We start from the raw sequence: 23,801 nt of genomic DNA, 5'->3' as shown, positions 1-23,801 counted from the left end.
ACCCGCTGATCAGGGCTTTGCGACCGTCCAGTTGGCGACGACCGTGCGGGCGATCTCCTTTCCCTCGTCGGCGAAGTAGCCCTTGCGGGGGTAGTCGATCGACACCTTGCACATGTCGCCGTTTTCCGCCCGGAAGTACAGGATGTGGAACTCGCGCGCCGTGGGGTTCTCCGAGTCCGTGGTCGTGTACTCGATGGTGTTCTCGGCGGCCTTGCCACCCTGGGACTCGGTCTCGCTCGGCTCGCCCTTGGGGGCGGGGTCGTCGGCGAAGTCGTAGGAGTACTCGCCGTCCTTGAGCATGTCCCAGTCCGCCCAGGCGCCCGCCATCGCGGTGTCCGGGATCTCGCCCGTCTTGTCGTCGGCCTTGATGTCGCGGTCGACGAGGACGGTGACGGCGCCGCTCGGGTCGGTGAACGTCTCGTTGGTGCCGTCCCAGTCGTCGGGGTGCTTCTGCTTCACGAACTCGGCGGGCAGGCCGACGCTCATCTCGATCCTGCCGTCGAGCTTCTGCTCCTTCCAGCCCTCGGGCAGCGGCCCCGCGAAGGGGTCCGCCACCACCAGGTACGACGCCACCGCCGCCGCGACGACCGCCGCGCCGAGGGTGATCCAGGCGTTGCGGCCCAGCCGGACGCTCCACCGGGACCCCGGCCCCGACGGGCCGTCCGTCCCGGCGACGCGCACGACCTGGGTGGGCTGTGGGGCGGGCGGGTTGGCGGCGGTGTCCAGCAGGCCGCGCACCCGGGCGGCGTCCGGGCGGCGCGCCGGGTCCTTGTCCAGCAGCGCCGTGATCACCTCGGCCAGCGGGCCCTGCGCGGCGGCGGGGGCCGCGGGGGTGGCGTTGAGCACCGACTGGAGCGTGGCGGGGGTGTTGCTGCGGCGGAACGGCGAGACGCCCTCCGTCGCCGCGTACAGCACCACGCCCAGCGACCACAGGTCGCTCGCCGGGCCGGGGCGCTGGCCCAGCACCCGCTCCGGGGCGATGTACTCGGGCGAGCCGACGAAGCCGCCGGTGTCGGTCAGGTTGGTCTCGCCCTCGATCTGGGCGATGCCGAAGTCGGTGAGGACGACCCGGTCGTGCCGGCCGAGCAGCACGTTGTCCGGCTTCACGTCCCGGTGCAGGATGCCGGCCGCGTGCGCGGCCTCCAGCGCGCCGAGCACCTCCAGGCCGATCCGGGCGGCCTCGCGGGCGCCCAGCGTGCCCTCCTGCAGCGCGTCGCCCAGCGAGCGGCCCCGCACCAGCTCCATCACGATCCACGGCTGGCCGTCGACGACCGCCACGTCGTGCACGTTGACCACGCCGGGGTGGTCGAGCCGGGCGGCGGCGCGGGCCTCGCGGCGCATCCGTTCGAAGGCGTTGTCCCGTTCGCGCTCGGGAAGGTGGTCGGGTACGCGGGGCTCCTTGACGGCCACCTCGCGGTCCACCGTCTCGTCCTTCGCCCGCCACACCGTGCCCATGCCGCCGTGCCCCAGCTTGGCGAGCAGCCGGTAGCGGCCCGCGATCAGCCGCCCGGCACCCGGGTCCTGCGCGGACGGGGTCTGCGCGGACGGGTTCTGGGCGGACGGTGACACCGGCTGCGACGGCACGACCTGGGTGGGTGCCGCGTACGGGTTGCCGGGATGCGGCACGGCGACGGGCTGGTTCGGTGGTTGCAGGCCAAAACTCGTCGGCTCGTCCGACCCCCTGCGGGGTCCCCCGTTGCTGCTCATGGGTCCATCCATATCGCGCCGGACGCGTCCGTATCCACCGCGGGTGCACGGTGGTCACAGACCCGTGACGCGGGCTGCCGCTTATCTCCCCTTTAGGTGGGATGCCGGGGACTCGTGGGCGGACGGAGCGCCGGACGGGGACACCGAGGGGGACGCCGGATCCGTCGTCGGTGTCGCGGGCGCCGAGCTCGTCGGGGCGCCGCCCCCGCCGTCGTCGCCGTCCACGAGCAGCACCGCCGCCGAGATGCCCGCGCCCGCCGCCGCGACGACCAGCAGCACCGCCATGAGCACGCTCCGCTTCATCCGCCGGGACCCGCGGGCCCCGGTCGTCGCGGGCGTGCGGCCGGTGCTCAGGTAGAGGCGAAGCATCCGGTCCGCCTCCGCCGCGTCCAGCCGCCGTCGGGGATCGCGTTCGAGGAGGCCCCGGACGACCGGGAGGAGCGGTCCGGTCTGGGCGGGCGGGTGGATCTCCTCGGTGACCACGGCGTGCAGGACGCCGCCGAGCGAGTCGCGGTGGAAGGGGGAGGCGCCGCTGAGGATCGCGCACAGCAGGACGCCCAGGGACCACAGGTCGGACTCCGGTCCGGTCCCGGCGCCGGACATCCGCTCCGGCGCGGTGTACTCGGGCGAGCCGACGAAGGAGCCGCTCTCGGTGAGGGTGGTGGCGCCCGCGACCTGGGCGACGCCGAAGTCGGTGAGGACGACCCGGCCGTCCTCGGCGATCAGCACGTTGGACGGTTTCACGTCCCGGTGCAGGACGCCGGCCGCGTGCGCCGTGCGCAGGGCGTCGAGCAGGGCGATGCCGATCCGGGCGGCCTCGCGGGGGCCGACGGGGCCGCGGGCGACGACGCGGTCCGCGAGCGAGCCGCCGTCGACGAGTTCCATGACCATGTACGCGCGGGCGTCGTCCTCGACGACGTCGTGCACGACGATGACGTGCGGATGCCGCAGCTGCGCGACCGCGCGGGCCTCGCGCAGGGTGCGCTCGCGGCGCCGCCGGGCCTCGGCGGCGGACAGGGTCTCGTCGAGGGGCAGCGCCTTCACGGCCACCTCGCGGACGAGCAGTTGGTCGGTGGCCCGCCACACGATGCCCATGCCGCCGCTGCCGAGCCGCTCATGGAGCCGGTAACGGCCCGCGATGACACGCCCGCCAGCCCCCTCGGTCACCATGTGTCCCATGATGCCCCACCGGACGCGGCGCCTCCGCGCCGCCGCCACCCGGGTGGCCGACAACCGACGGGTGCGCGGGCACCGTTGGGGCGGCTCCCGACCGGTTTACGGCGACGCGCGGTACGGGTCTCAGCCCGTCCGCTCCTGCCAGCTCTGCAGCACCGACCTGAACTGCCGCTCGGTGGTCGGCCAGTCGTCCGCGGGCCCCGACATGTTGAGGGCGTACTCGACGCCGTCCCGGGAGATGTGCGTGTGCGCGACGGCGCGGCGCGGGCCGGGGAAGGAGGTGTCCTTCGCCAGCGCGGTCCAGGTGTACTCCCACCTGGCGCTGTCGCGGTCGCGGTAGGTGCCGCGCTCCAGGGTGACGCGCCGGTAGTCGACCAGCCGCTGGAGCTGGACCTCCAGATCGAGCTGGTGCGCGTGCGGGTCGTTGTAGTCGGGGGCGGTGTCGACGGATATGCGCAGGAGGTGCTTGCCGCCGTCGGGGCTGTAGTCGGCCTGCTTGAGTTCGCCCTCGTCGTCGAAGGCCTCCCGCTGCCAGTTCTTGGGCAGGTAGAGGCTGAAACCCAACGGGTCGTCGCGGCGTTCCCAGCTGTCCGGGACGGATCCGCCGGGGCCCTTGCCGTTGGTGGGGGATCCCGAGGGCGTGGTGGACGAGGAGGACGTGGGCCCACCGGGCTCCGGGCCGGCCTCCGTGCCGCCGCCGTCGCGCTGTTGCAGCAGTACGGCGGTGCCCGCGCCGATGAGGGCGGCGACGGCGACGACCAGGGCGACCGTGCGCAGGCGGCCCTGCCGACGGCGCCGGGGGCCGGGGGCTCCGGCCGGCACGGTGTGCGGGTGCCCCGGCGGTACGGTTCCCGGCGGCATGGCGCCCGTCCCGTACGCCTGTGCCGTGTGGCCCGTCGCGGGGTGGCCGACGGCCGCGGTGGGGCCGGTCACCGGCGGGTACGGCGTCGCGGTGGGCGTGCCCGCCGTCCCCTGGTGGAGCGTGTCGCCTTGGCGCCCCTGGCCCGTGTACTGGGTCGGGATGTACGCCTGGGCCGCGTCCGGCCGCCGTCCCTCGGCCGCCTGGGCGAGCAGGTGCTCGGCCTCGGTCGCGTCGGGCCGCGTCTCCGGGTCCTTGCGGAGCAGGGCGCTGATGACCGGCGCGAGCGGACCGGCGTACCGGGGCTCGGTGGCCTCCTCCTCGACCACGGCCTGCATGGTGGTGAGCGGTGAGGTGCGGCGGAACGGCGATCTGCCCTCCACCGCCGTGTACAGCGTCGCGCCGAGCGCCCACAGGTCGGAGGCGGAGCCGGGGTCGTGGCCGCGCACCCGCTCGGGCGCGAGGTAGTCGACGGAGCCGACGACCTCGCCGGTCCGGGTGATGGTGGTGTCGCCCTCGATCTGCGCGATGCCGAAGTCGGTGAGCAGGACGCGGCCGTCGTCGGCGAGCAGGACGTTGCCCGGTTTGACGTCGCGGTGCAGGACACCGGCGGTGTGCGCGGCGCGCAGGGCGCGCAGCACCCACAGGCCGATACGGGCCGCCTCGCGCGGCTCGACCCGCTCCTCCTCCTTGACCGCGTCGGCCAGCGAGCGGCCCTCGACCAGCTCCATCACGATCCAGGGCCGGCCGTCGTGTTCGAGTACGTCGTGCACGGTGACGACGGCCGAGTGGTTGATCCGCGCCGCCGCGCGCGCCTCGCCCCGGGTGCGTGCCAGCAGGATCGCCTGGTCGCTCTCGGAGACGTAGAGCGCGGCGGTCAACTCCTTGATGGCGACGGTCCGGTTCAGTACCTCGTCGTGCGCGCGCCACACCCGGCCCATGCCGCCGCTGCCGATGGTGTCCCCGAGCCGGTAACGGTCCGCGACGAGCCGGCCCTGCATCTGATTCACGTTGCCCCGCAATGGTCTTGTCAGGGCCAGACTAGGGACAGGTCACCTTCCGGGGAACGGGTGGGGTCGCATGGAAACCGCTCTGTGACGGTTGTCGCTTTCCGTGACGGGAGGCAACCATCGGGGCGAACTCCGTTCAGCGTGTGTACTGGTAGGTCGCCGAGGCCTGTTCGAACAGGCGGCTCACCTCGTCCCGCTCGGCCTCCGGACCCCGCACCTGCACCACGTGGTAGCGGCCGTCGATCAGGATGGCGACGTTGCGCACGAAGAGCTCGCCGCCCGCGCCGGTCCAGGTGAACTGCCCCTCCGCCATGGTCCGTCCGCCGACCTCGATGGTCTTCAGCCCGCTGGAGGTGGCCCAGCTGGAGGCGCGGTAGGGGGCCAACTCGGGCTCGCTGTCGCGCTGGTAGACCATCGGGTCGTCGCCGAACTCGGAGGTGCGGTCGCGGCCCGGTACGACGAGCAGCTCGAAGTCGCCCTTGGCGTAGACGACCTGACCGCTGCCGTTGCGGGGGGTGCGGTCCCAGTCCTCGGCGACGGCGACGCGGAAGCCCTCCGGGTCCTTGCGCAGGGTGAACCCGTCGGCGACGTTCGACTGCGTCTCGGTGGAGCCGCCGTCGGTCTCCGAGTCGCCGGGGGTGGACTCCGGGGAGGTCTGCTCGGGCCGGGGCTCGCTGCTGACGTCCGGTGACCCCGCGGGCGGCGCCTGGCTCGCGTCACCGGCGGTGCCGGTGCGGTCGGCGGCGCCGGAGTCGCGCGTGTCGCTCTTCGGCAGGAAGAACATGGCGTACGCGATGGCTCCGGCCAGGGCGAGCAGTATCAGCAGGAGCAGGGTCCGGCCGAGGCTGCGCGGCGAGCGGGCGGGTTCCGCGCGGCCCCGCTTGTGGCGGCCGTGGTGCGCGGGCAGCCCGGCCCGGCGCCGGCGCACCAGTTCGCCGCGGCGGCGCACGATGGGCAGCCGGCTGTGGCCGGTCTCGGCGGGCGGGGCGGAGATGACGTGCAGGCCGGCCTCGGGCTCGGGCGCGGAGCGTACGAGGGAGCGCAGCCAGCCGCGCAGCTCCTCGAAGTCGATGCGCTCGGTGGGGTCCTGACGCAGCAGCGACTCCACGACCGGCCGCAGCGGGCCGCACTCCTCGGCGAACGCCGGGGGCTCCGCGCACACGATCTGCACCAGCTCGGCGGTGGACTCCTCCGGGTACGGCGCGTGTCCCTGTACGGCGCGGTAGAGCAGCGCGCCCAGCGCCCACAGGTCGGTGGCGGGGCCGATGGGCGCGGCCAGCTGCCAGTTCTCGTGCACCGGCCCGGCCTGCTCGGGCGCCCACCGCTCGGTCACCGGCCCGACCACGGCCATCCGCGTCTGCCGGGCCCGCTCGGCGGCGAGCGCGGTGGCGGGCCCGCGCGGCACGGCAGTCCGGGCGACGAGGTCGTCCCAGCGCCCGGAGGTCGCGGGTCCCCCCTCCTGCGGCGGGACGGCGTACCCGGCGGTGTCTCCCTGCCGGGGGGCGGGGGGCAGGGCGCGGCCGGACGCGGCGGGGTCGCCGGGGAGGCGGGGTGCGGGGGTCGCCGGGTCACCGCCGAGGCGGGGGGCGTGGGGTGCCGGGTCACCGCCGAGGCGGGGGGCGTGGGGTGCCGGGTCACCGCTGAAGCGGGGGGCGTGGGGTGCCGGGTCACCGCTGAAGCGGGGTGCGGGGGTCGCGGGGTCACCGCCGAGGTGGGGTGCGTGGGTTGCCGGGTCACCGGGGAGGCGGGGCGGGGCGGATGCCGGGTCGCCTGCGGTGCGGGGCGTGGCGCCGTGCCAGGAGGTGGTGCGTACGCCGTAGGGGTCGGCGATCTGTCCGGGCGGTACGGCGGCGCCGTGCCCGGCGTCCTCGGCGGGCGGGCCGACTCGCTCGGCGCCGTGGGCGGATCCGGGCCCAGCAGCGTCCGCATGGGGAGGCCGACCGGCGTCGGCGCCCTGGCCAGGTCGCCCCGTCGTGTCGTCGGGGGCGGGGCGGGCTCCCGGGAGGGCGGCGCGGCCGTTCTGGGCCTCCTGGACACGGGCGGCGGCACGCGCCCCCGCGCGGTACGCGGCGATCGCTCCGGCGCGCGCGGCGCGGATGTCGCCGCTGGTGTCGAGCTGCGCGGGCGCGAGCCCGGCCGGTGCGCCCGGACCCACGGCCCCGGGCACCGGCAGCCCACCGACGCCCCGGGCCTCGATGGCGGCCCGCCGGGCGGCCTCGGGATCGGCGTCACCGGGGCCGAGGATTCCGGAGTCACCGGAGCCCAGGATTCCGGCCCTGGCACCGACCGGCCCCAGCATCCCGGGCCCGGCGCCCCCCGGGCCGGGCGTACCGCCGCCGGGGCCGAAGGTCCCGTTGGGGTCGAGCGGGCCGGGGGCGGGGTCCTCGTCGGGCGGCGGGACGGGGTCGTACCCGCACAGCGCCTCCTCGGCGGCCCCCACCGCCAGGCCGGTCAGCATCACCCGCCCGTCGTCGCAGACCAGCACGGTGCGCGCGGTGATGTTGCGGTGCACCCAGCCGTACGTGTGCAGCACCCGCAGCGCGAGCAGGATGTCGGAGGCCACCTCGGCCGCGCGGTACGGCGTCAGCGCCTGCTCGGCGAGGAGCGCGGCCAGCGGCCTCGCGGCGACCAGCTCGCTGACGATCCACAGCGACCCGCCCTCGGCGAACACGTCGAAGACCTGGTCGAGGCGCGGGTGGTCGGGAACGGCGGCGGCGGCCTGCGCGGCCTCGACGGCCCGCCGTACCACGGGGTCGGCCGGCCGCCGGATGCCGGTGCTCCCGCCGGAGGTCCGCCTGCCGGGGTGCCGGACACCGCCGTCACGGGCCGTGAAGCCGTCGGGCAGACCGTCCGCGTCGAGCACCTCGGCCTCGACGACCTCCGGCAACGGCACCTGCCGGACCAGGACTTCCTGGCCGCTGTACGTGTCGAAGGCCCGGGTCTCGGTGAGTTCGTACTCGTCGGACGGCGGCAGGGGCAGGCGGTAGCGGTCGGCGAGCACCCGTCCCGCATAGTCGTCCACGTCGCCACCCCCGGCAGCCCGTCGGTCAATTCCGTTCGCCCGGCGGGCCGTTCCGGCTGCGTACGGTCCGCAAGCACTCACGATACGTGCCGGAGGCAACCCGCAAAGAGCTGATGCCAGATATCGCGCCGCTCAAACCCGGAGCCGTCCGCTCAGGACTTGGGTTCGAAGGATTTCGTCAGGGTCCGCCAGGTGTTCCGGCGCAGGTCGCCGTCCCAGTCGTCGGCCTTCGCGGTGTACATGAGCGCGTAGCCCTGGTGGTCGTTGACGACGAAACCCCGGTCCACGGTGCGGTACTTGGTGCCGCCGTCGGTGTAGGTGAACTCCCAGTCGGCCGCGTTCCAGCCCCGGTAGCCCACCTTCTCTATGCGGATCTTCTTGTACTGCGAGCGGACCATGTACCGCTCCTGGCTCTCCCAGTCGGCGACCGGGTCGCCCTTGGGCGTGGAGGTCCAGGCGACCAGCAGCTTCTGCCCACCGGGGCCGGTGAACCGGTCGCCCGAGGCGCCCGTGGAGGTGAACTTCCAGCCCTCGGGCAGCCCGATGCGGTAGCCCTGGCCGCCCTTGTGGGTGGCGGCCACGTCCTCCTTGCCCTCGGACTTCCCGGCGTCCGGGGACCCGCCGCCCGCGTCGCCGGACGCGCTCGCGCCGCCGTCCGGCGCGCCGCTGGCGTCACCGTCCGTCGCCGGGTCGGAGGCGGTGCCGTCGGTGCCGGTGCCGCCCTCGTCGTCCTGCTTGGTCTCGCCGCTCGGTCCCGCGGAGGCGACGGGCTTGCCGCCGTTGCCGCCCTCGGCCCCCTTCTCGTCGTCGCCGCCGAGGGTGAGCGCCAGCACGGTGCCGAGCACGGCGAGCGCCACGATCACCGCGATGACGATCAGCGTCCGGCGGGGCACCACGTCGGTGAGCGGTGCCCGGGGCACGGGCCTGGCCGGCAGGTCCGGCGGCGGCACGACGGGCCAGCCGGAACTCCGCTTGCCGCCGGGAGCGTTCCCGCCCTGCGTGCCGGCGCCCGAACCCTGCGCCGATCCCGTGGCGGCCGCCGTTCCGGCCGTACCGGACGCGGCGGCACCGGACGCGGCGGTACCGGACGCGCCCGCCCCCGTGGAGCCGGAGTCCGCGCCGGACCCGGAGCCCGTACCGCCCTGCCTGCTCCGCGAGGCGGCGGCCGCACCGGCCGCACCCGCCCCGACCGCGGCTTTGCGCACCGAGCGCAGCGCCCCGCGCAGCCGCTCCCCGGCCTCCTCGGCCCGCTTGCCACCGCCGCCGCCCCGGCGCGTCCCCTCGTCCGGCTGGGCCGGCAGCGGCACGACCTTCGTGGCGTCGACCGGTTCGGCCTCGACGGCGGGCGCGTGGATGACCTCGTTCAGCATCGCGCGGGCGCCGGCGTCGTCGAGCCGGTGGGCGGGGTCCTTGTTGAGCAGCCCGTAGATGACGTCCCGCAGCGGGCCGGCGTTCTTCGGCTCCTCCAGGTTCTCCGTCATCACCGCGGTGAGGGTCGCGATCGCGGAGCCCTTGTCGTAGGGCGGGGTGCCCTCCACGGCGGCGTACAGCAGCCCGCCGAGCGACCAGAGGTCGGCGGCCGGTCCGGGCTTGTGGCCGCGGGCGCGCTCCGGGGAGATGTAGGAGGGGGCGCCGACGAGCATGCCGGTGGAGGTGATGGACGGGTCGCCCTCGACCTGGGCGATGCCGAAGTCGGTGAGGACGACCCGGCCGTCCTCGGCGATCAGCACGTTGGACGGCTTCACGTCGCGGTGCAGGATGCCCTCGCGGTGCGCCGAGCGCAGCACGTCGAGGACGGCGAGGCCGACCTCCGCGGCGCGCTTGGGCTCCAGCAGACCGTCCTCACGGATGGCCTCGGCGAGCGACTTGCCCTCGACGAGTTCCATCACGATCCAGGGCCGGTCGTCCTCCTCGACGACGTCGTAGACGGTGACGGCGCCGTTGTTGCGGATCCGCGCGATCGCCTTGGCCTCGCGCAGCGTGCGCGTGATCAGGCGCCGCTTCTCCTCCTCGTCGATGTTGCCCGGGAACCGCAGCTCCTTGACGGCGACCGTGCGTCCCAGGGTCTCGTCCTGGGCCCGCCACACCGTCCCCATGCCGCCGCGGCCGAGCACGTCTCCCAGCCGGTAACGCCCGGCGAGGAGACGTGCGCTCTTGTCCGTACGGGGTGTCCCCGCCCGCTCCGCGTCCGACATGCGTCCCCTCATGCAACCCGCCCTGACAGAGCCTTCATTGTCCCTCACGCGACAAGTGCTCGACGCCCAGGGTGCCACGGGGGCCCGGGGGGCGCGGGGGACGGGCCGTGCGGCGGGCCCGAGGGGTCCGGCCCGCCGCTCCCGCCGCTACCGGGGCACGATGTCCGGCGCCCCCAGCCGGGCCGCGTCGGCCGTCAGGTCGTCCGGCTGGCGCTGCGACTCCCGCTCGGCCTCGACCCGCTTCTCGTAGTGCTGGACCTCGCGTTCGACCTGGTCCTTGTCCCATCCCAGCACCGGCGCCATCAGCTCGGCGGCCTCACGGGCGCTGCGCGTCCCGCGGTCGAAGGTCTCGATGGAGATGCGGGTGCGCCGGGTGAGGACGTCGTCCAGGTGCCGCGCGCCCTCGTGCGAGGCGGCGTAGACGACCTCGGCGCGCAGGTAGTCGTCGGCGGCGTGCAGCGGTTCGCCCAGTGAGGGGTCGGCGGCGACGAGTTCCAGCACCTCCTCGGCCAGCGAGCCGTACCGGTTCAGCAGGTGCTCCACGCGCACCACGTGCAGGCCGGTGCGCGCGGCGATGCGCGCCCGCGCGTTCCACAGCGCCTGGTAGCCCTCGGCGCCGAGCAGCGGGGTCTCCTCGGTGACGCTGTCGGCGACCCGCAGGTCGAGCCCGTGCACCGCCTCGTCCACGGCGTCCTTGGCCATCACCCGGTACGTCGTGTACTTGCCGCCCGCCACGACGACCAGGCCGGGCACCGGGTGCGCGACGGTGTGCTCGCGCGAGAGCTTGCTGGTGGCGTCGGACTCGCCGGCCAGCAGCGGGCGCAACCCGGCGTAGACCCCCTCGACGTCGTCGCGGGTCAGGGGCACCGACAGCACTGAGTTGACGTGCTCCAGGAGGTAGTCGATGTCCGCGCTGGACGCGGCCGGGTGGGCCTTGTCGAGGTCCCAGTCGGTGTCCGTGGTACCGATGATCCAGTGCCGCCCCCAGGGGATGACGAACAGCACGGACTTCTCGGTGCGCAGGATGAGCCCGGTGGTGGAGTGGATGCGGTCCTTGGGCACGACGAGGTGGATGCCCTTGGACGCCCGGACGTGGAACTGGCCGCGCTCGCCCACCATCGACTGGGTGTCGTCGGTCCACACCCCGGTCGCGTTCACGATCTGCTTGGCGCGGATGTCGTACTCGCCGCCGGCCTCGACGTCCTGCACGCGCGCGCCGACCACGCGTTCGCCCTCGCGAATGAAGGAGGTGACCCGCGCGCGGTTGGCGACCTGGGCGCCGTACGCCGCGGCGGTGCGCACCAGGGTGGCCACGAAGCGGGCGTCGTCCATCTGCGCGTCGTAGTACTGGAGCGCGCCGACCAGCGCGTCCTTCTTCAAGGCGGGTGCCACCCGCAGGGCGTGAGAGCGGCTCAGGTGACGGTGCATCGGCAGGCCCCGGCCGTGGCCGCGGGCCATGGACATGGCGTCGTAGAGCGCGACACCCGAGCCCGCGTACAGCCGCTCCCAGCCCTTGTGCTGCAGCGGGTACAGGAACGGCACCGGCTTCACCAGGTGCGGCGCCAGCCGTTCGAGCAGCAGCCCGCGCTCCTTCAGCGCCTCCCGGACGAGCGTGAAGTCGAGCATCTCCAGATAGCGCAGGCCGCCGTGGATCAGCTTGCTGGACCGGCTGGAGGTGCCCGACGCCCAGTCCCGCGCCTCGACCAGGCCGGTCGACAGGCCGCGCGTCACGGCGTCCAGCGCGGTGCCCGCGCCGACCACGCCGGCGCCCACCACCAGTACGTCCAGTTCGCGCTCGGCCATGGCCGCGAGCGACTCGGCGCGCTGCGCCGGCCCCAGTGTCGCTGTCCTCACTGCTGCCTCCCGCTGTGGTCGCGTCGGCCGCACCCGTCGGGCGAAGCCCGTCTCCTGGTACCCACCATGCCCAGATTCTGTCCGGCCTGCCCGACATCGGCCGCCGCACGTCCTCAGCCTGTGGACAACTTCCCCCAGGTCACCGTCGAGACTCACCCGAAACGAGGCAGATCAATCCCACAAATCGGTCATATTTACTCCTAGTCTGACGTTGTGCTCGCCCATCCTGTCCACCGGGCTTGCGCACCTGTCCCGCTTCGGCTACTGGGAAGGACGGCCCACGCCATGCCCGCAGATCTCGCCGTCATCGGACTCGGCCCGTACGGCCTGCCCCTGGCCCAGGCCGCCGTCGCCGCCGGCATCCCCACCCTCGGCTACAAGACCGGCCCCGAGGCCGGCCCCCTCTCCCCCGCCGAGCTGCGCCGGATGCTCTCGGCGGGCTTCCGCACCGCCGCGGGACCGGCCGAGCTGGGCCGGGTGCGCACCGCGGTCATCTGCGCGCCCACCCCGCCGGCGCCGGACGGCGGCCTGGACCTCACCCAGGTCGAGGCCGCGGCCCGCACGCTCGCCGCCCACATGCGCCCGCACACCACGGTGATCCTGGAGTCGCCGGTGCGGCCGGGGACCACGGAGGAGTTCCTGCGCCCGATCCTGGAGCAGGGCTCAGGGCTGCGCGCAGGCCGCGATTTCCACCTCGCCTACTCCCCCAGCCGCGTCGACCCCGGCAACCGCGACTTCACTCCCGCCAACACCCCGAAGGTCATCGGCGGCCTCACCCCGGCCTGCACCGAGTCGGCCGCCGCCTTCTACGGCCGCCTCACCGACAAGGTGGTCCGCGCGCGCGGCCCCCGCGAGGCGGAGACGGTGCAGCTCCTGGAGACCAACTTCCGCCACGTCAACATCGCCCTCGTCAACGAGATGGCCGTCCTCTGCGACGACCTCGGCGTCGACCTGTGGGACGTCCTGCGCTGCGCGGAGACCAAGCCCTTCGGCTTCCAGGCCTTCCGCCCCGGCCCCGGCGTCGGCGGCCACTCCGTCCCCCAGGACCTGACCGGGCAGGCCCCCCACAGCCTGCGCATGGTGGAGGTCGCCCAGCGGGTCAACTCCCAGATGCCCCGCTACGTCGTCCAGCGCGCCGCCGCCCTCCTCAACGAGCACGGCAAGTCCGCGCGCGGCGCCCGCGTCCTGCTCCTCGGCGTCACCTACAAGGCCGACCTCGCCGACCAGCAGGCCACCCCGGCCGAGGAGATCGCGACCCGCCTGATGGGGCTCGGCGCCGCCGTCAGCTACCACGACCCGCACATCCCGTCCTGGAACGTGGCGGAGCGCCCCGTCCCCCGCGCGGACTCCCTCTACGAGGCCGCCGCCGACGCCGACCTGACGATCCTCCTCCAGCAGCACCGCACGTACGACCTCCAGGGCCTGTCGGTGAAGGCGCAGCTCCTGCTGGACACGCGCGGGGCGACGCCCACGGGGGCGGCGTACCGGCTCTGAGCGCGCGCGGCCTCTGAGCGGGACCGCACACGCGAAGTGGCCCGGAGCGACTGCTCCGGGCCCCTTCGCTACGCCGTCCGGGTGATTACCGCCGGTGCTGCGAGTCCGCCACGGTGACCTCGACCCGCTGGAACTCCTTCAGCTCGCTGTAGCCGGTCGTCGCCATCGCGCGGCGCAGCGCCCCGAAGAAGTTCATCGAGCCGTCCGGGGTGTGGGACGGGCCGGTGAGGATCTCCTCGATGGTGCCGACCGTGCCGAGGTCGACCTTCTTGCCGCGGGGCAGCTCCTCGTTGACGGCCTCCATGCCCCAGTGGTTGCCCTTGCCCGGCGCGTCGGTGGCGCGGGCCAGCGGGGAGCCCATCATCACGGAGTCGGCGCCGCAGGCGATCGCCTTGGGCAGGTCGCCGGACCAGCCGACGCCGCCGTCGGCGATGACGTGTACGTACCGGCCGCCGGACTCGTCCATGTAGTCGCGGCGGGCCGCCGCCACGTCCGCGACCGCCGTCGCCATGGGCACCTGGATGCCCAGCACGTTGCGCGTGGTGTGCGCGGCGCCGCCGCCGAAGCCGACGAGGACGCCCGCCGCGCCGGTGCGCATCAGGTGCAGGGCGGCGGTGTAGGTGGCGCAGCCGCCGACGATGACCGGGACGTCCAGCTCGTAGATGAACTGCTTCAGGTTCAGCGGCTCGTGCGAGCCGGAGACGTGCTCCGCCGAGACCGTCGTACCGCGGATGACGAAGATGTCCACGCCCGCGTCCACGACGGCCTTGGAGAACTGGGCGGTGCGCTGCGGGGAGAGCGCGGCGGCGGTGACCACGCCCGAGTCGCGCACCTCCTTGATGCGCTGCCCGATCAGCTCCTCCCGGATGGGAGCGGCGTAGATCTCCTGGAGGCGGCGGGTCGCGGTGTCCGCGTCGAGACCGGCGATCTCGTCGAGCAGCGGCTGCGGGTCCTCGTGCCGGGTCCAGAGCCCTTCGAGGTTGAGCACGCCGAGGCCGCCCAGCTCGCCGATGCGGATGGCGGTGGCCGGCGAGACGACCGAGTCCATGGGAGCGGCCAGGAACGGCAGCTCGAAGCGGTAGGCGTCGATCTGCCAGGCGATCGAGACCTCCTTCGGGTCCCGCGTACGGCGGCTGGGGACGACGGCGATGTCGTCGAAGGCGTACGCCCGGCGGCCGCGCTTGCCGCGCCCGATCTCGATCTCAGTCACGTCTGTGGCCTTTCCCTGATGCGTTGCAGCGCCTTCCAGTATCCCCGACGGGCACGGCGGGGCACCGCAGAGGGCGGCCCCGGATGGTCCGGGGCCGCCCTCGGGAGGCTGCTGCCTACTTGCTGCGGCTGTAGTTCGGTGCTTCGACCGTCATCTGGATGTCGTGCGGGTGGCTCTCCTTGAGGCCGGCGGAGGTGATCCGCACGAAGCGGCCCTTGGACTCCATCTCCTCGATGGTGCCGGCGCCCACGTAGCCCATGGTCTGGCGCAGACCGCCGACGAGCTGGTGCAGCACGTTGCCCAGCGGGCCGCGGTAGGGCACCTGGCCCTCGATGCCCTCGGGCACGAGCTTGTCGTCGGAGGCCACCTCGGCCTGGAAGTAGCGGTCCTTCGAGAACGACTTGCCCTGGCCGCGGGACTGCATGGCGCCCAGCGAGCCCATGCCGCGGTACGACTTGAACTGCTTGCCGTTGATGAACTGCAGCTCGCCCGGCGACTCCTCGCAGCCCGCGAGCAGGCTGCCCAGCATCACCGTGTCGGCGCCGGCGGCCAGCGCCTTGCCGATGTCGCCGGAGTACTGCAGGCCACCGTCGCCGATCAGCGGGACACCGGCGGGCCGGGCGGCGAGGGAGGCCTCGTAGATCGCGGTGACCTGCGGGACACCGATGCCGGCGACGACGCGGGTGGTGCAGATGGAGCCGGGGCCCACGCCCACCTTGATGCCGTCGACACCGGCGTCGATCAGCGCCTGGGCACCGTCACGCGTGGCGACGTTGCCGCCGACGACGTCGATGCCGACGCTCGACTTGATCTTCGACATCCAGCTCAGGGCGTTGCTGTTGTGACCGTGCGAGGTGTCGACGACCAGGAAGTCCACCCCGGCCTCGGCGAGGGCCTGGGCACGGTCGAGCGCCTCGGGGCTGGCGCCCACGGCGGCGCCGACGATCAGCCGGCCCTCCGCGTCCTTCGCGGCGTGCGGGTACTGCTCGGCCTTCACGAAGTCCTTGACCGTGATCAGGCCCTTCAGGACACCGTCGCCGTCGACCAGCGGAAGTTTCTCGATCTTGTGGCGGCGCAGCAGCTCCATGGCGTCCACGCCGGAGATCCCGACCTGGCCGGTGACCAGCGGCATCGGCGTCATGACCTCGCGCACCCGCCGGGAGCGCTCGCTCTCGAAGGCCATGTCGCGGTTGGTGACGATGCCGAGCAGCCGGCCCGCGTCGTCGGTGACGGGTACGCCGCTGATGCGGAACTTGGCACACAGCGCGTCGGCCTCGGCGAGGGTGGCGTCCGGGTGGATGGTGATGGGGTTGGCCACCATGCCGGACTCGGAGCGCTTGACCAGGTCGACCTGGTTGGCCTGGTCCTCGATGGACAGGTTCCGGTGCAGGACGCCGACACCGCCCTGGCGGGCCATGGAGATCGCCATGCGGGATTCGGTCACCTTGTCCATCGCCGCCGAGAGCAGCGGGATGTTGACCCGCACGTTGCGGGAGATGCGGGACGAGGTGTCGACCGCGTTCGGGAGCACCGCGGAGGCGCCCGGCAGCAGCAGCACGTCGTCGTAGGTCAGCCCGAGTGTCGCGAATTTTCCGGGCACTCCGTCGACGTTGGCAGTCATGACACCTTCCCCAAATGGCCTTGATCGGTGCGGATGTCCATGCTAACGGGAAGCGGACGTGGCTCATTCCACGATCAGGAAGGCCTGCGATCTTCGTAGTTTTGTACGGACACGGGCCGCCGTCCGTTCACGGCGGCGACTACTGCTCCGCGAGCGCCCGCAGTCGGCTCAGCGCCCGGTGCTGGGCGACCCGGACGGCGCCGGGTGACATTCCCAACATCTGGCCGGTCTCCTCGGCCGTGAGTCCGACCGCGATGCGCAGCAGGAGCAGCTCGCGCTGGTTCTCGGGCAGGTTGGCCAGCAGTTTCTTGGCCCAGGCGGCGTCGCTGTTGAGCAGCGCGCGCTCCTCCGGGCCCAGGGAGTCGTCGGGCCGCTCGGGCATCTCGTCGGACGGGACGACGGTCGAGCCGGGGTGGCGCATCGCCGCGCGCTGGAGGTCGGCGACCTTGTGGGCGGCGATGGCGAACACGAACGCCTCGAAGGGCCGGCCGGTGTCCTTGTAGCGAGGCAGCGCGAGCAGCACCGCGACGCAGACCTCCTGGGCGAGGTCCTCGACGAAGTGGCGGGCGTCACCGGGCAGGCGGGACAGACGGGTACGGCAGTAGCGCAGCGCCAGGGGGTGGACATGGGCGAGCAGGTCGTGCGTGGCCTGCTCGTCCCCGTCGACGGCGCGGTGGACGAGCCCACCGACCGTCCCCTGGTCACGGGGCGCATCGTCGTCACGCATCGGTCCATCGTGCCTTGCGGCCGTCCGATCCGTGGCTCCGTGCCCGCTGTTGTGCACCGAAGCGTTATGAGCAGGTGCGCCGGAACTCATCCCCTGCGCCCTCCCCTTCCGCTTGACCGACTCGTCCCCGAGGAACTCCACACCTCAAGGATGCGTCATCGGCGGCGAAACGAGCAGCGGGCACCCGGCGGGTCGCCTTGTCACCCCCGCTCACCTCGCGATAAGCGGGGAACATCACGTCCCCGACGGGGCCTTTCCGCGCCCACCGCATGGGTGCCCCACCGGGCCTCCACCGCACGGGTGCCCCCTAGGACCTGTCCGGCGGATCATGCCGCAGACGCGGGGGCTGGCACGCCCATCTGCCGCGTTGTCGTCGGTTGCCGACTCCCCCACGCTCGGCTCCGCTCGCGCGGGGGGACCCCCATCGCGTCGTCGCCCTCCTCCGCCTTGCAGCTGGACGCACCAGCCCCCGCTCGCCTGCGATGATCATGCACCGTCCCTTTCCTGCGACCTGACCCGCCGGACAGGCCCTAGCGGACCAGGCCCCACCGGAAGCCGAGCGCCACGGCGTGCGCGCGGTCCGAGGCGCCGAGCTTCTTGAAGAGCCGCCGGGCGTGGGTCTTGACGGTGTCCTCGGAGAGGAACAGCTCGCGGCCGATCTCCGCGTTGGAGCGGCCGTGGCTCATGCCCTCCAGGACCTGGATCTCACGCGCGGTGAGCGTGGGCGCGGCGCCCATCTCGGCCGAGCGCAGCCGGCGCGGGGCGAGCCGCCAGGTCGGGTCGGCGAGGGCCTGCGTGACGGTGGCGCGCAGCTCGGCGCGCGAGGCGTCCTTGTGCAGATAGCCGCGGGCACCGGCGGCGACCGCGAGGGCCACGCCGTCCAGGTCCTCGGCGACGGTGAGCATGATGATGCGCGCCCCGGGGTCGGCGGACAGCAGCCGCCGGACGGTCTCGACGCCGCCCAGGCCGGGCATGCGCACGTCCATCAGGATCAGGTCCGAGCGGTCGGCACCCCAGCGGCGGAGGACTTCCTCGCCGTTGGCGGCCGTCGTCACGCGCTCGACGCCGGGCACGGTCGCCACCGCGCGGCGCAGCGCCTCTCGGGCAAGCGGGGAGTCGTCGCAGACGAGGACGGAAGTCATGGCCGTCCTCCGCAGCTCTTGCGCGTCACGTTGAGCCTCCAGGCTGGTACGAAATCGTCACCTGTGCGGTCGACCGTCCCGGACGCCCGCCCGAGCACTTGTTCCTTCAACCGCCTCCGCACTCTCAACGATGGTCACTCGAAAGAGTTACGGGGCTGTGTGTCGTCTTCGGCACTCTACGTGAGGGGGCGGCCACGCAGCAGACATGCGCGTCGGACTCGCGCCGTTTCATCACAACCAGTGCCCCATTTAGCCGCTTTTCTTCCGCTTCGGTGGTGTCTGCGGCTAGATTCGCAATGAGTCATATTTTCATCTCCTTAGATCGTAGTTGTACGGTCGTGGATGCTGGGTCGCTGGATCGCCGCATCGCCGCATCGTCGCATCGCCAACGTCCACCCATATCGGCAACAAGGGGTCACGCAATGGCAGATTTCTCCCGCCTTCCAGGACCGAACGCGGACCTGTGGGACTGGCAGCTCCTGGCTGCGTGCCGCGGGGTGGACAGCTCGCTCTTCTTCCATCCGGAGGGCGAACGCGGTGCGGCGCGGAGTGCTCGTGAGAACTCGGCCAAGGAGGTCTGCATGAGGTGCCCGGTCCGCGCCGAGTGCGCGGCGCACGCGCTGGCGGTGCGTGAGCCGTACGGCGTGTGGGGCGGGCTGACCGAGGACGAGCGCGAGGAGCTCATGGGACGGGCACGCCACCGCCTGGTGGCGGCGTCGGCGTCCGGACCGGCCGGCGGGGAGGCGGCCGCCCACCACTGAAGGAACGTTTCTTTGCAGGGGGTTCTCAGAGCAGGGGTTCTCAGAGCAGGGGATTTCTCAGAGGGGGTTCGGCCGAGGCGCCGCCGACAGGCGGGCGGCCGCCCGGGCCAGCTCGTCCAGCGTCGCCGCCACCGCGGGCACCTGGGCCAGGTCGGGCAGGCTGAGCGCGACGATCTCCCGCCGCACCGCCGGCTCCAGCGCCACCGTGCGCACACCTCGGGGCCGTACGGACTCGACGGCGAGCTGGGGCAGGACGGCCACGCCCAGACCGGCGCCGACCAGGCCGACCACGGCCGGGTAGTCGTCGGTCGCGAAGTCGATGCGGGGGGTGAAGCCGGCTCCCTCGCAGACCTCGACCAGCTGGCCCCGGCAGCGGGGGCAGCCCGCGATCCAGGACTCCCGGGCCAGCTCACCGATGGCCACGGGTCCGGCGGACTCCGCGCGGGCCAGCCGGTGCCCGTCGGGGACCAGCGCCACGAGGCGGTCGGTCAGCAGCGGCCGTACGACCAGGTCGTCCCACTCCTCCGCTCCCGCCGCACCCTCGTAGCGGAAGGCGAGCGCCACGTCGCAGTCGCCCTCGCGCAGCAGCTCCACGGAGTTCGGCGGCTCGGCCTCCTCCAGGGAGACCCGGGTGCCGGGGTGCGCGGCACGAAGCGCGGCCAGGGCGTTGGGTACGAGGGTGGAGCTGCCGCTGGGGAACGAGACCAGCCGGACCCGGCCGGCGCGCAGCCCGGCGATGGCGGCGACCTCCTCCTCGGCGGCGGTGAGCCCCGCGATGATCCCGGCGGCGTGCCGCACCAGCGCCTCACCGGCCTGGGTGAGGCGCATCTCGCGGCCGGTGCGGACGAGCAGGGGGGTGCCGACGGAGGACTCCAGGGCCTTCATCTGCTGGCTGACGGCGGGCTGGGTGCAGCCCAGCTCGCGCCCGGCGGCGGAGAAGGAACCGGTCGATGCCACGGCGCGCAGCACACGGAGATGACGAGCCTCGATCACACCCCCGAGGATAAGTGACCCTTTGACCGTACGACGAATACCGCGTCGACACTTTGATGACGATTGTCCTACCGTTCCGCCATGAAGCTTCTGTCTGTCAACCTCGGCCGCGCGAAGACCGTGCCCTACACGGACCACCCAGAGGGCATCACCGGCATCGACAAGCGGCCGGCCGACGGGCCCGTGCGGGTGGCGGCGCCCGGGGCGAAGGGCGTCGGGGCGAGCGGGCTGGCCGGGGACACGGTCTGCGACACGCGCCATCACGGCGGCGACGACCAGGCGGTGTACGCGGTGGCCCGCGAGGACCTGGACGACTGGGAGCGCGAACTGGGCCGCGCGCTGCCCAGCGGCTCGTTCGGCGAGAACCTCACCACCACGGGCCTGGACGTCTCCGGCGCCCTGATCGGCGAGCGCTGGCGGGTGGGTCCGGAGCTGCTCCTCGAAGTGACGTCCGGACGCATTCCCTGCCGCACCTTCCAGGGCCATCTGGGTGAGCGGCGCTGGGTGAAGCGCTTCACGGAGAAGGCCGCGCCGGGCGCGTACTTCCGGGTGGTCGAGCCCGGCGAGATACGGGCGGGCGACCCGGTCCGGATCGTGCACCGGCCCGACCACGAGGTGACGGTGGCCCTGCAGTTCCGGGCGGTCACCACCCAGCGGGAGCTGCTGCCCCGGCTGCTCGCGGCGGGCGGGGCGCTGCACCCGGAGGCGCTGGCGCAGGCGCGGAAGTACGTGGCGAGGTACGGCGGCTGACCGCTCCTCACCAGTACGTTCTTCACCGGCTCTTCACTGGCGGCGGGACCGGTGAGCGAAGTGGACCTGCCCGCTCCGACCCCTAACCTTGCGCCATGACAACGGCATTGATTACGGGATCGACGGCGGGCATCGGCGCCGCGTTCGCCCGGCGGCTGGCGGCCGACGGACACAACCTGGTGCTGGTGGCCCGCGACACCAAGCGGCTGCACGAACAGGCCACCGAGTTGCACGACCGGCACGGCATCGAGGCGGAGGTGCTGACGGCCGACCTGTCCACGGACGCCGGCATCGAGGCGGTGGCCACCCGGCTGGGCGAGCGCAGGCACCCCGTCGACCTGCTGATCAACAACGCCGGTTTCGGCAACAAGGGCAAGTTCCTCGACGTCTCCATGGCCGACGAGCTGACCATGCTCAAGGTGCACTGCGAGGCGGTGCTGCGGCTGACCTCGGCGGCGGTGGAGGCGATGCGCGAGCGCGGCCGCGGCGGCGTCGTCAACGTGGCCTCGGTCGCGGCCTTCGTCCCGCGCGGCACCTACGGCGCGTCCAAGGCGTGGGTCGTGCAGTTCACCCAGGGCGTGGCGAAGGACCTGGCCGGCAGCGGCGTACGCCTGATGGCCCTGGCCCCGGGCTTCGTCCGCACGGAGTTCCACGAGCGGGCCGGCATGGGCACGGACAACATCCCGAACTGGATGTGGCTCGACGCGGACAAGGTCGTCGCGGCCGCCCTGGACGACCTCTCCCGAGGCAAGTCCCTCTCCATCCCGGACCCCCGCTACAAGACCCTGATGGGCGCGGCGAAGCTGGTACCGCGGGGGATGCTGGGCGGGATCAGCTCACGGACGGGGCGCAAGTACGGGCCGCAGTAGGGAGTACGAGCCGCACCCCTCGGCCTGGTCGTCGAACGCCCGAGGGGCCCTCCCCCTTCCATTCCATGTCGCCCACGGCAAACTGCGCGCTACGCCAAACGGGTATATACATGTCATACCCGTTCAAAGGGGCGCAGCATGAGAAGACATGGCGTGGTAGCCGCCCTGGCGGCAGTGGCCGTTGTCGGTACGGCCCTCGGCGGCTGCACGACCGCGGACGACAGCTCCACCTCGGCCCCGTCCAAGGAGAACCGGACCGAAGAGCAGGAGCAGGCGGGAGAGGATGAGGGCGCGGAGCCGCAGGGCGGCCGGACGGAGGCCGGGCAGGGCGAGCGCGGCGACCTCATCGAGTTCGGAGTCGACGACCGTTCGCAGGCCGGTTTCCAGGACATCTGGGTCACGTGGACGATCAAGAACCAGAGTTCCGAGAAGTCCAACTACAGCTGGCAGTGGGAAGCCGTCGACCCGAACGGCAAGCGTCTCTACAACTCGACCGAGTTCGTGACCGACGTCCAGCCCGGCCAGACGGCGACGGGTGAGTCGCCGACCACGCTCCGGACACCCGACGTGAAGATCAACATCACCGGGTTCGAGCGGACCAAGTCCTACTGACGAGGCGGGTGAACGCACGGTGCCCAGCCCCCCGCAGGGAACTGGGCACCGTAAAGGCTCAGCGCAGCGGTCAGTGGGCGTGGCCGTGGCCGTGGCCCGCCTCGGCCGGCTCCTCTTCCTTCTTCTCGACGACCAGGGTCTCGGTCGTCAGGAGGAGGGAGGCGATGGAGGCCGCGTTCTCCAGGGCGGAGCGGGTGACCTTCACCGGGTCGATGACGCCGGCCTTGACCAGGTCGCCGTACTCGCCGGTGGCGGCGTTGAAGCCCTGGCCCTTGTCCAGCTCGGCGACCTTGGAGGTGATGACGTAGCCCTCCAGGCCGGCGTTCTCGGCGATCCAGCGCAGCGGCTCGACGGCGGCGCGGCGGACGACCGCGACACCGGTGGCCTCGTCGCCGGTCTTGCCGAGGTTGCCCTCGAGGACCTTGACGGCGTGGACCAGCGCGGAGCCACCACCGGAGACGATGCCCTCCTCGACCGCGGCGCGGGTCGCGGAGATGGCGTCCTCCAGACGGTGCTTGCGCTCCTTCAGCTCCACCTCGGTGGCGGCGCCGACCTTGATCACGCACACGCCGCCGGCCAGCTTCGCGAGGCGCTCCTGGAGCTTCTCTCGGTCCCAGTCGGAGTCCGTGGACTCGATCTCGGCCTTGATCTGGTTGATGCGGCCCTCGACCTCGTCGCGCTTGCCGGCACCGTCGACGATCGTGGTGTCGTCCTTGGTGACGGTGATGCGGCGGGCGGTGCCGAGCACGTCCAGACCGACCTGGTCGAGCTTGAGGCCGACCTCCTCGGAGATGACCGTGGCGCCGGTGAGGACCGCCATGTCCTGCAGCATCGCCTTGCGGCGGTCGCCGAAGCCCGGGGCCTTCACCGCGACGGCGTTGAAGGTGCCGCGGATCTTGTTGACGACGAGGGTGGAGAGCGCCTCGCCCTCCAGGTCCTCGGCGATGATCAGCAGCGGCTTGGAGGCGTTGGCCTGGATGACCTTCTCCAGCAGCGGCAGCAGGTCCGCGATGGAGGAGATCTTGCCCTGGTTGATCAGGATGTACGGGTCGTCGAGGACGGCCTCCATGCGCTCCTGGTCCGTCACGAAGTACGGCGACAGGTAGCCCTTGTCGAAGGCCATGCCCTCGGTGAAGTCCAGCTCCAGACCGAAGGTGTTGGACTCCTCGACGGTGATGACACCGTCCTTGCCGACCTTGTCCATCGCCTCGGCGATCAGCTCGCCGACCTGCTGGTCCTGGGCGGACAGCGCGGCGACGGCGGCGATGTCGGACTTCTCGTCGATCGGCCGGGCCGTGGCGAGGAGGTCCTCGGACACGGCAGCGACGGCCGCGTCGATGCCCTTCTTCAGCAGCGCCGGGGAGGCGCCGGCGGCGACGTTCTTCAGGCCCTCGCGGACCAGCGCCTGGGCGAGCACGGTGGCGGTGGTGGTGCCGTCACCAGCGATGTCGTTGGTCTTGGTCGCCACCTCCTTCACCAGCTGGGCGCCGAGGTTCTCGTACGGGTCCTCGACCTCGACCTCGCGGGCGATGGTGACGCCGTCGTTGGTGATGGTGGGGGCGCCGAACTTCTTGTCGATGACGACGTTGCGGCCCTTGGGGCCGATCGTCACCTTCACGGTGTCGGCGAGCTTGTTGACGCCGCGCTCGAGGGCGCGACGGGCGTCCTCGTCGAACTTCAGGATCTTCGCCATGGGAGCGTGAGCCCTCTTCCGGAAATCTTGGGGTTATACGGCACTGCGCCCCTGACGTCCCGGCTTTTTATGGTCGCGGGAGCCAGGGGCGCAGCTGGAAAGCAAG

General features: G+C 72.8%; 17 protein-coding genes. 5 read left to right on the top strand and 12 right to left on the bottom strand.

The window, feature by feature from the left end; all coding sequences use genetic code 11:
* Positions 1 to 9 precede the first annotated feature (9 nt).
* The 6 genes from ACFC1X_RS09930 to ACFC1X_RS09905 all read right to left on the bottom strand — a co-directional run bounded on the left by ACFC1X_RS09930 (position 10) and on the right by ACFC1X_RS09905 (position 11,823).
* Positions 10 to 1,707, bottom strand: coding sequence for a serine/threonine-protein kinase (locus ACFC1X_RS09930; protein WP_376350573.1), 1,698 nt, complete (start codon positions 1,705 to 1,707; stop codon positions 10 to 12).
* Positions 1,708 to 1,788: 81 nt separating this feature from the next.
* Positions 1,789 to 2,886, bottom strand: coding sequence for a serine/threonine-protein kinase (locus ACFC1X_RS09925; protein ID WP_376350571.1), 1,098 nt, complete (start codon positions 2,884 to 2,886; stop codon positions 1,789 to 1,791).
* Between the two features lie 120 nt (positions 2,887 to 3,006).
* Positions 3,007 to 4,743 (bottom strand): protein kinase, encoded by a 1,737-nt coding sequence (locus ACFC1X_RS09920; RefSeq protein WP_376350568.1) that lies wholly within the window; start codon positions 4,741 to 4,743, stop codon positions 3,007 to 3,009.
* 145 nt (positions 4,744 to 4,888) lie between these two features.
* Positions 4,889 to 7,774, bottom strand: a complete 2,886-nt coding sequence (locus ACFC1X_RS09915; protein WP_376350566.1) for a protein kinase — start codon at positions 7,772 to 7,774, stop codon at positions 4,889 to 4,891.
* A 152-nt stretch (positions 7,775 to 7,926) separates the two neighbouring features.
* Positions 7,927 to 9,969: a protein kinase gene (locus tag ACFC1X_RS09910; protein WP_376351030.1), complete on the bottom strand. Its 2,043-nt coding sequence runs from the start codon at positions 9,967 to 9,969 to the stop codon at positions 7,927 to 7,929.
* A 147-nt stretch (positions 9,970 to 10,116) separates the two neighbouring features.
* Positions 10,117 to 11,823, bottom strand: coding sequence for a glycerol-3-phosphate dehydrogenase/oxidase (locus tag ACFC1X_RS09905; RefSeq protein WP_376350563.1), 1,707 nt, complete (start codon positions 11,821 to 11,823; stop codon positions 10,117 to 10,119).
* A gap of 285 nt (positions 11,824 to 12,108) precedes the next feature.
* Here ACFC1X_RS09905 and ACFC1X_RS09900 point away from each other — a divergent pair, with 285 nt between their 5' ends.
* The gene (locus ACFC1X_RS09900; protein WP_376350560.1) at positions 12,109 to 13,317 is read left to right on the top strand and encodes a nucleotide sugar dehydrogenase; all 1,209 of its coding nucleotides are present in this window, start codon (positions 12,109 to 12,111) and stop codon (positions 13,315 to 13,317) included.
* Between the two features lie 85 nt (positions 13,318 to 13,402).
* Here the strand turns inward: ACFC1X_RS09900 and ACFC1X_RS09895 are convergent, their stop codons facing one another.
* The 4 genes from ACFC1X_RS09895 to ACFC1X_RS09880 all read right to left on the bottom strand — a co-directional run bounded on the left by ACFC1X_RS09895 (position 13,403) and on the right by ACFC1X_RS09880 (position 18,017).
* On the bottom strand, positions 13,403 to 14,527 hold the full coding sequence (locus ACFC1X_RS09895) for a GuaB3 family IMP dehydrogenase-related protein (protein ID WP_376350557.1): 1,125 nt from the start codon (positions 14,525 to 14,527) through the stop codon (positions 13,403 to 13,405).
* Between the two features lie 115 nt (positions 14,528 to 14,642).
* On the bottom strand, positions 14,643 to 16,148 hold the full coding sequence (guaB, locus tag ACFC1X_RS09890) for an IMP dehydrogenase (protein ID WP_376350554.1): 1,506 nt from the start codon (positions 16,146 to 16,148) through the stop codon (positions 14,643 to 14,645).
* Positions 16,149 to 16,287: 139 nt separating this feature from the next.
* The gene (locus ACFC1X_RS09885; protein WP_376350551.1) at positions 16,288 to 16,875 is read right to left on the bottom strand and encodes a sigma-70 family RNA polymerase sigma factor; all 588 of its coding nucleotides are present in this window, start codon (positions 16,873 to 16,875) and stop codon (positions 16,288 to 16,290) included.
* A 530-nt stretch (positions 16,876 to 17,405) separates the two neighbouring features.
* Positions 17,406 to 18,017 (bottom strand): response regulator transcription factor, encoded by a 612-nt coding sequence (locus ACFC1X_RS09880; RefSeq protein WP_003948568.1) that lies wholly within the window; start codon positions 18,015 to 18,017, stop codon positions 17,406 to 17,408.
* A 422-nt stretch (positions 18,018 to 18,439) separates the two neighbouring features.
* Between ACFC1X_RS09880 and ACFC1X_RS09875 the strand changes: the two genes are divergently transcribed.
* The gene (locus ACFC1X_RS09875) at positions 18,440 to 18,778 is read left to right on the top strand and encodes a WhiB family transcriptional regulator (RefSeq protein ID WP_376350549.1); all 339 of its coding nucleotides are present in this window, start codon (positions 18,440 to 18,442) and stop codon (positions 18,776 to 18,778) included.
* A gap of 57 nt (positions 18,779 to 18,835) precedes the next feature.
* Here ACFC1X_RS09875 and ACFC1X_RS09870 read toward each other — a convergent pair whose 3' ends face one another.
* The gene (locus ACFC1X_RS09870; protein ID WP_376350546.1) at positions 18,836 to 19,771 is read right to left on the bottom strand and encodes a LysR family transcriptional regulator; all 936 of its coding nucleotides are present in this window, start codon (positions 19,769 to 19,771) and stop codon (positions 18,836 to 18,838) included.
* Between the two features lie 81 nt (positions 19,772 to 19,852).
* Between ACFC1X_RS09870 and ACFC1X_RS09865 the strand changes: the two genes are divergently transcribed.
* The 3 genes from ACFC1X_RS09865 to ACFC1X_RS09855 all read left to right on the top strand — a co-directional run bounded on the left by ACFC1X_RS09865 (position 19,853) and on the right by ACFC1X_RS09855 (position 22,002).
* Positions 19,853 to 20,521, top strand: coding sequence for an MOSC domain-containing protein (locus ACFC1X_RS09865; RefSeq protein WP_376350544.1), 669 nt, complete (start codon positions 19,853 to 19,855; stop codon positions 20,519 to 20,521).
* A 95-nt stretch (positions 20,522 to 20,616) separates the two neighbouring features.
* Positions 20,617 to 21,390, top strand: coding sequence for an SDR family oxidoreductase (locus ACFC1X_RS09860; protein ID WP_352152671.1), 774 nt, complete (start codon positions 20,617 to 20,619; stop codon positions 21,388 to 21,390).
* A gap of 138 nt (positions 21,391 to 21,528) precedes the next feature.
* Entirely contained in the window at positions 21,529 to 22,002 is a 474-nt protein-coding gene (locus ACFC1X_RS09855; protein ID WP_376350542.1) for a hypothetical protein, read from the top strand.
* Positions 22,003 to 22,072: 70 nt separating this feature from the next.
* Here ACFC1X_RS09855 and groL read toward each other — a convergent pair whose 3' ends face one another.
* Positions 22,073 to 23,695, bottom strand: coding sequence for a chaperonin GroEL (gene groL / locus ACFC1X_RS09850; protein ID WP_376350540.1), 1,623 nt, complete (start codon positions 23,693 to 23,695; stop codon positions 22,073 to 22,075).
* Positions 23,696 to 23,801 lie beyond the last annotated feature (106 nt).

Source organism: Streptomyces sp. NPDC056128 (genome assembly GCF_042263835.1).
Classification (GTDB): domain Bacteria; phylum Actinomycetota; class Actinomycetes; order Streptomycetales; family Streptomycetaceae; genus Streptomyces.
This window is presented reverse-complemented; position numbering and strand designations above follow the sequence as displayed.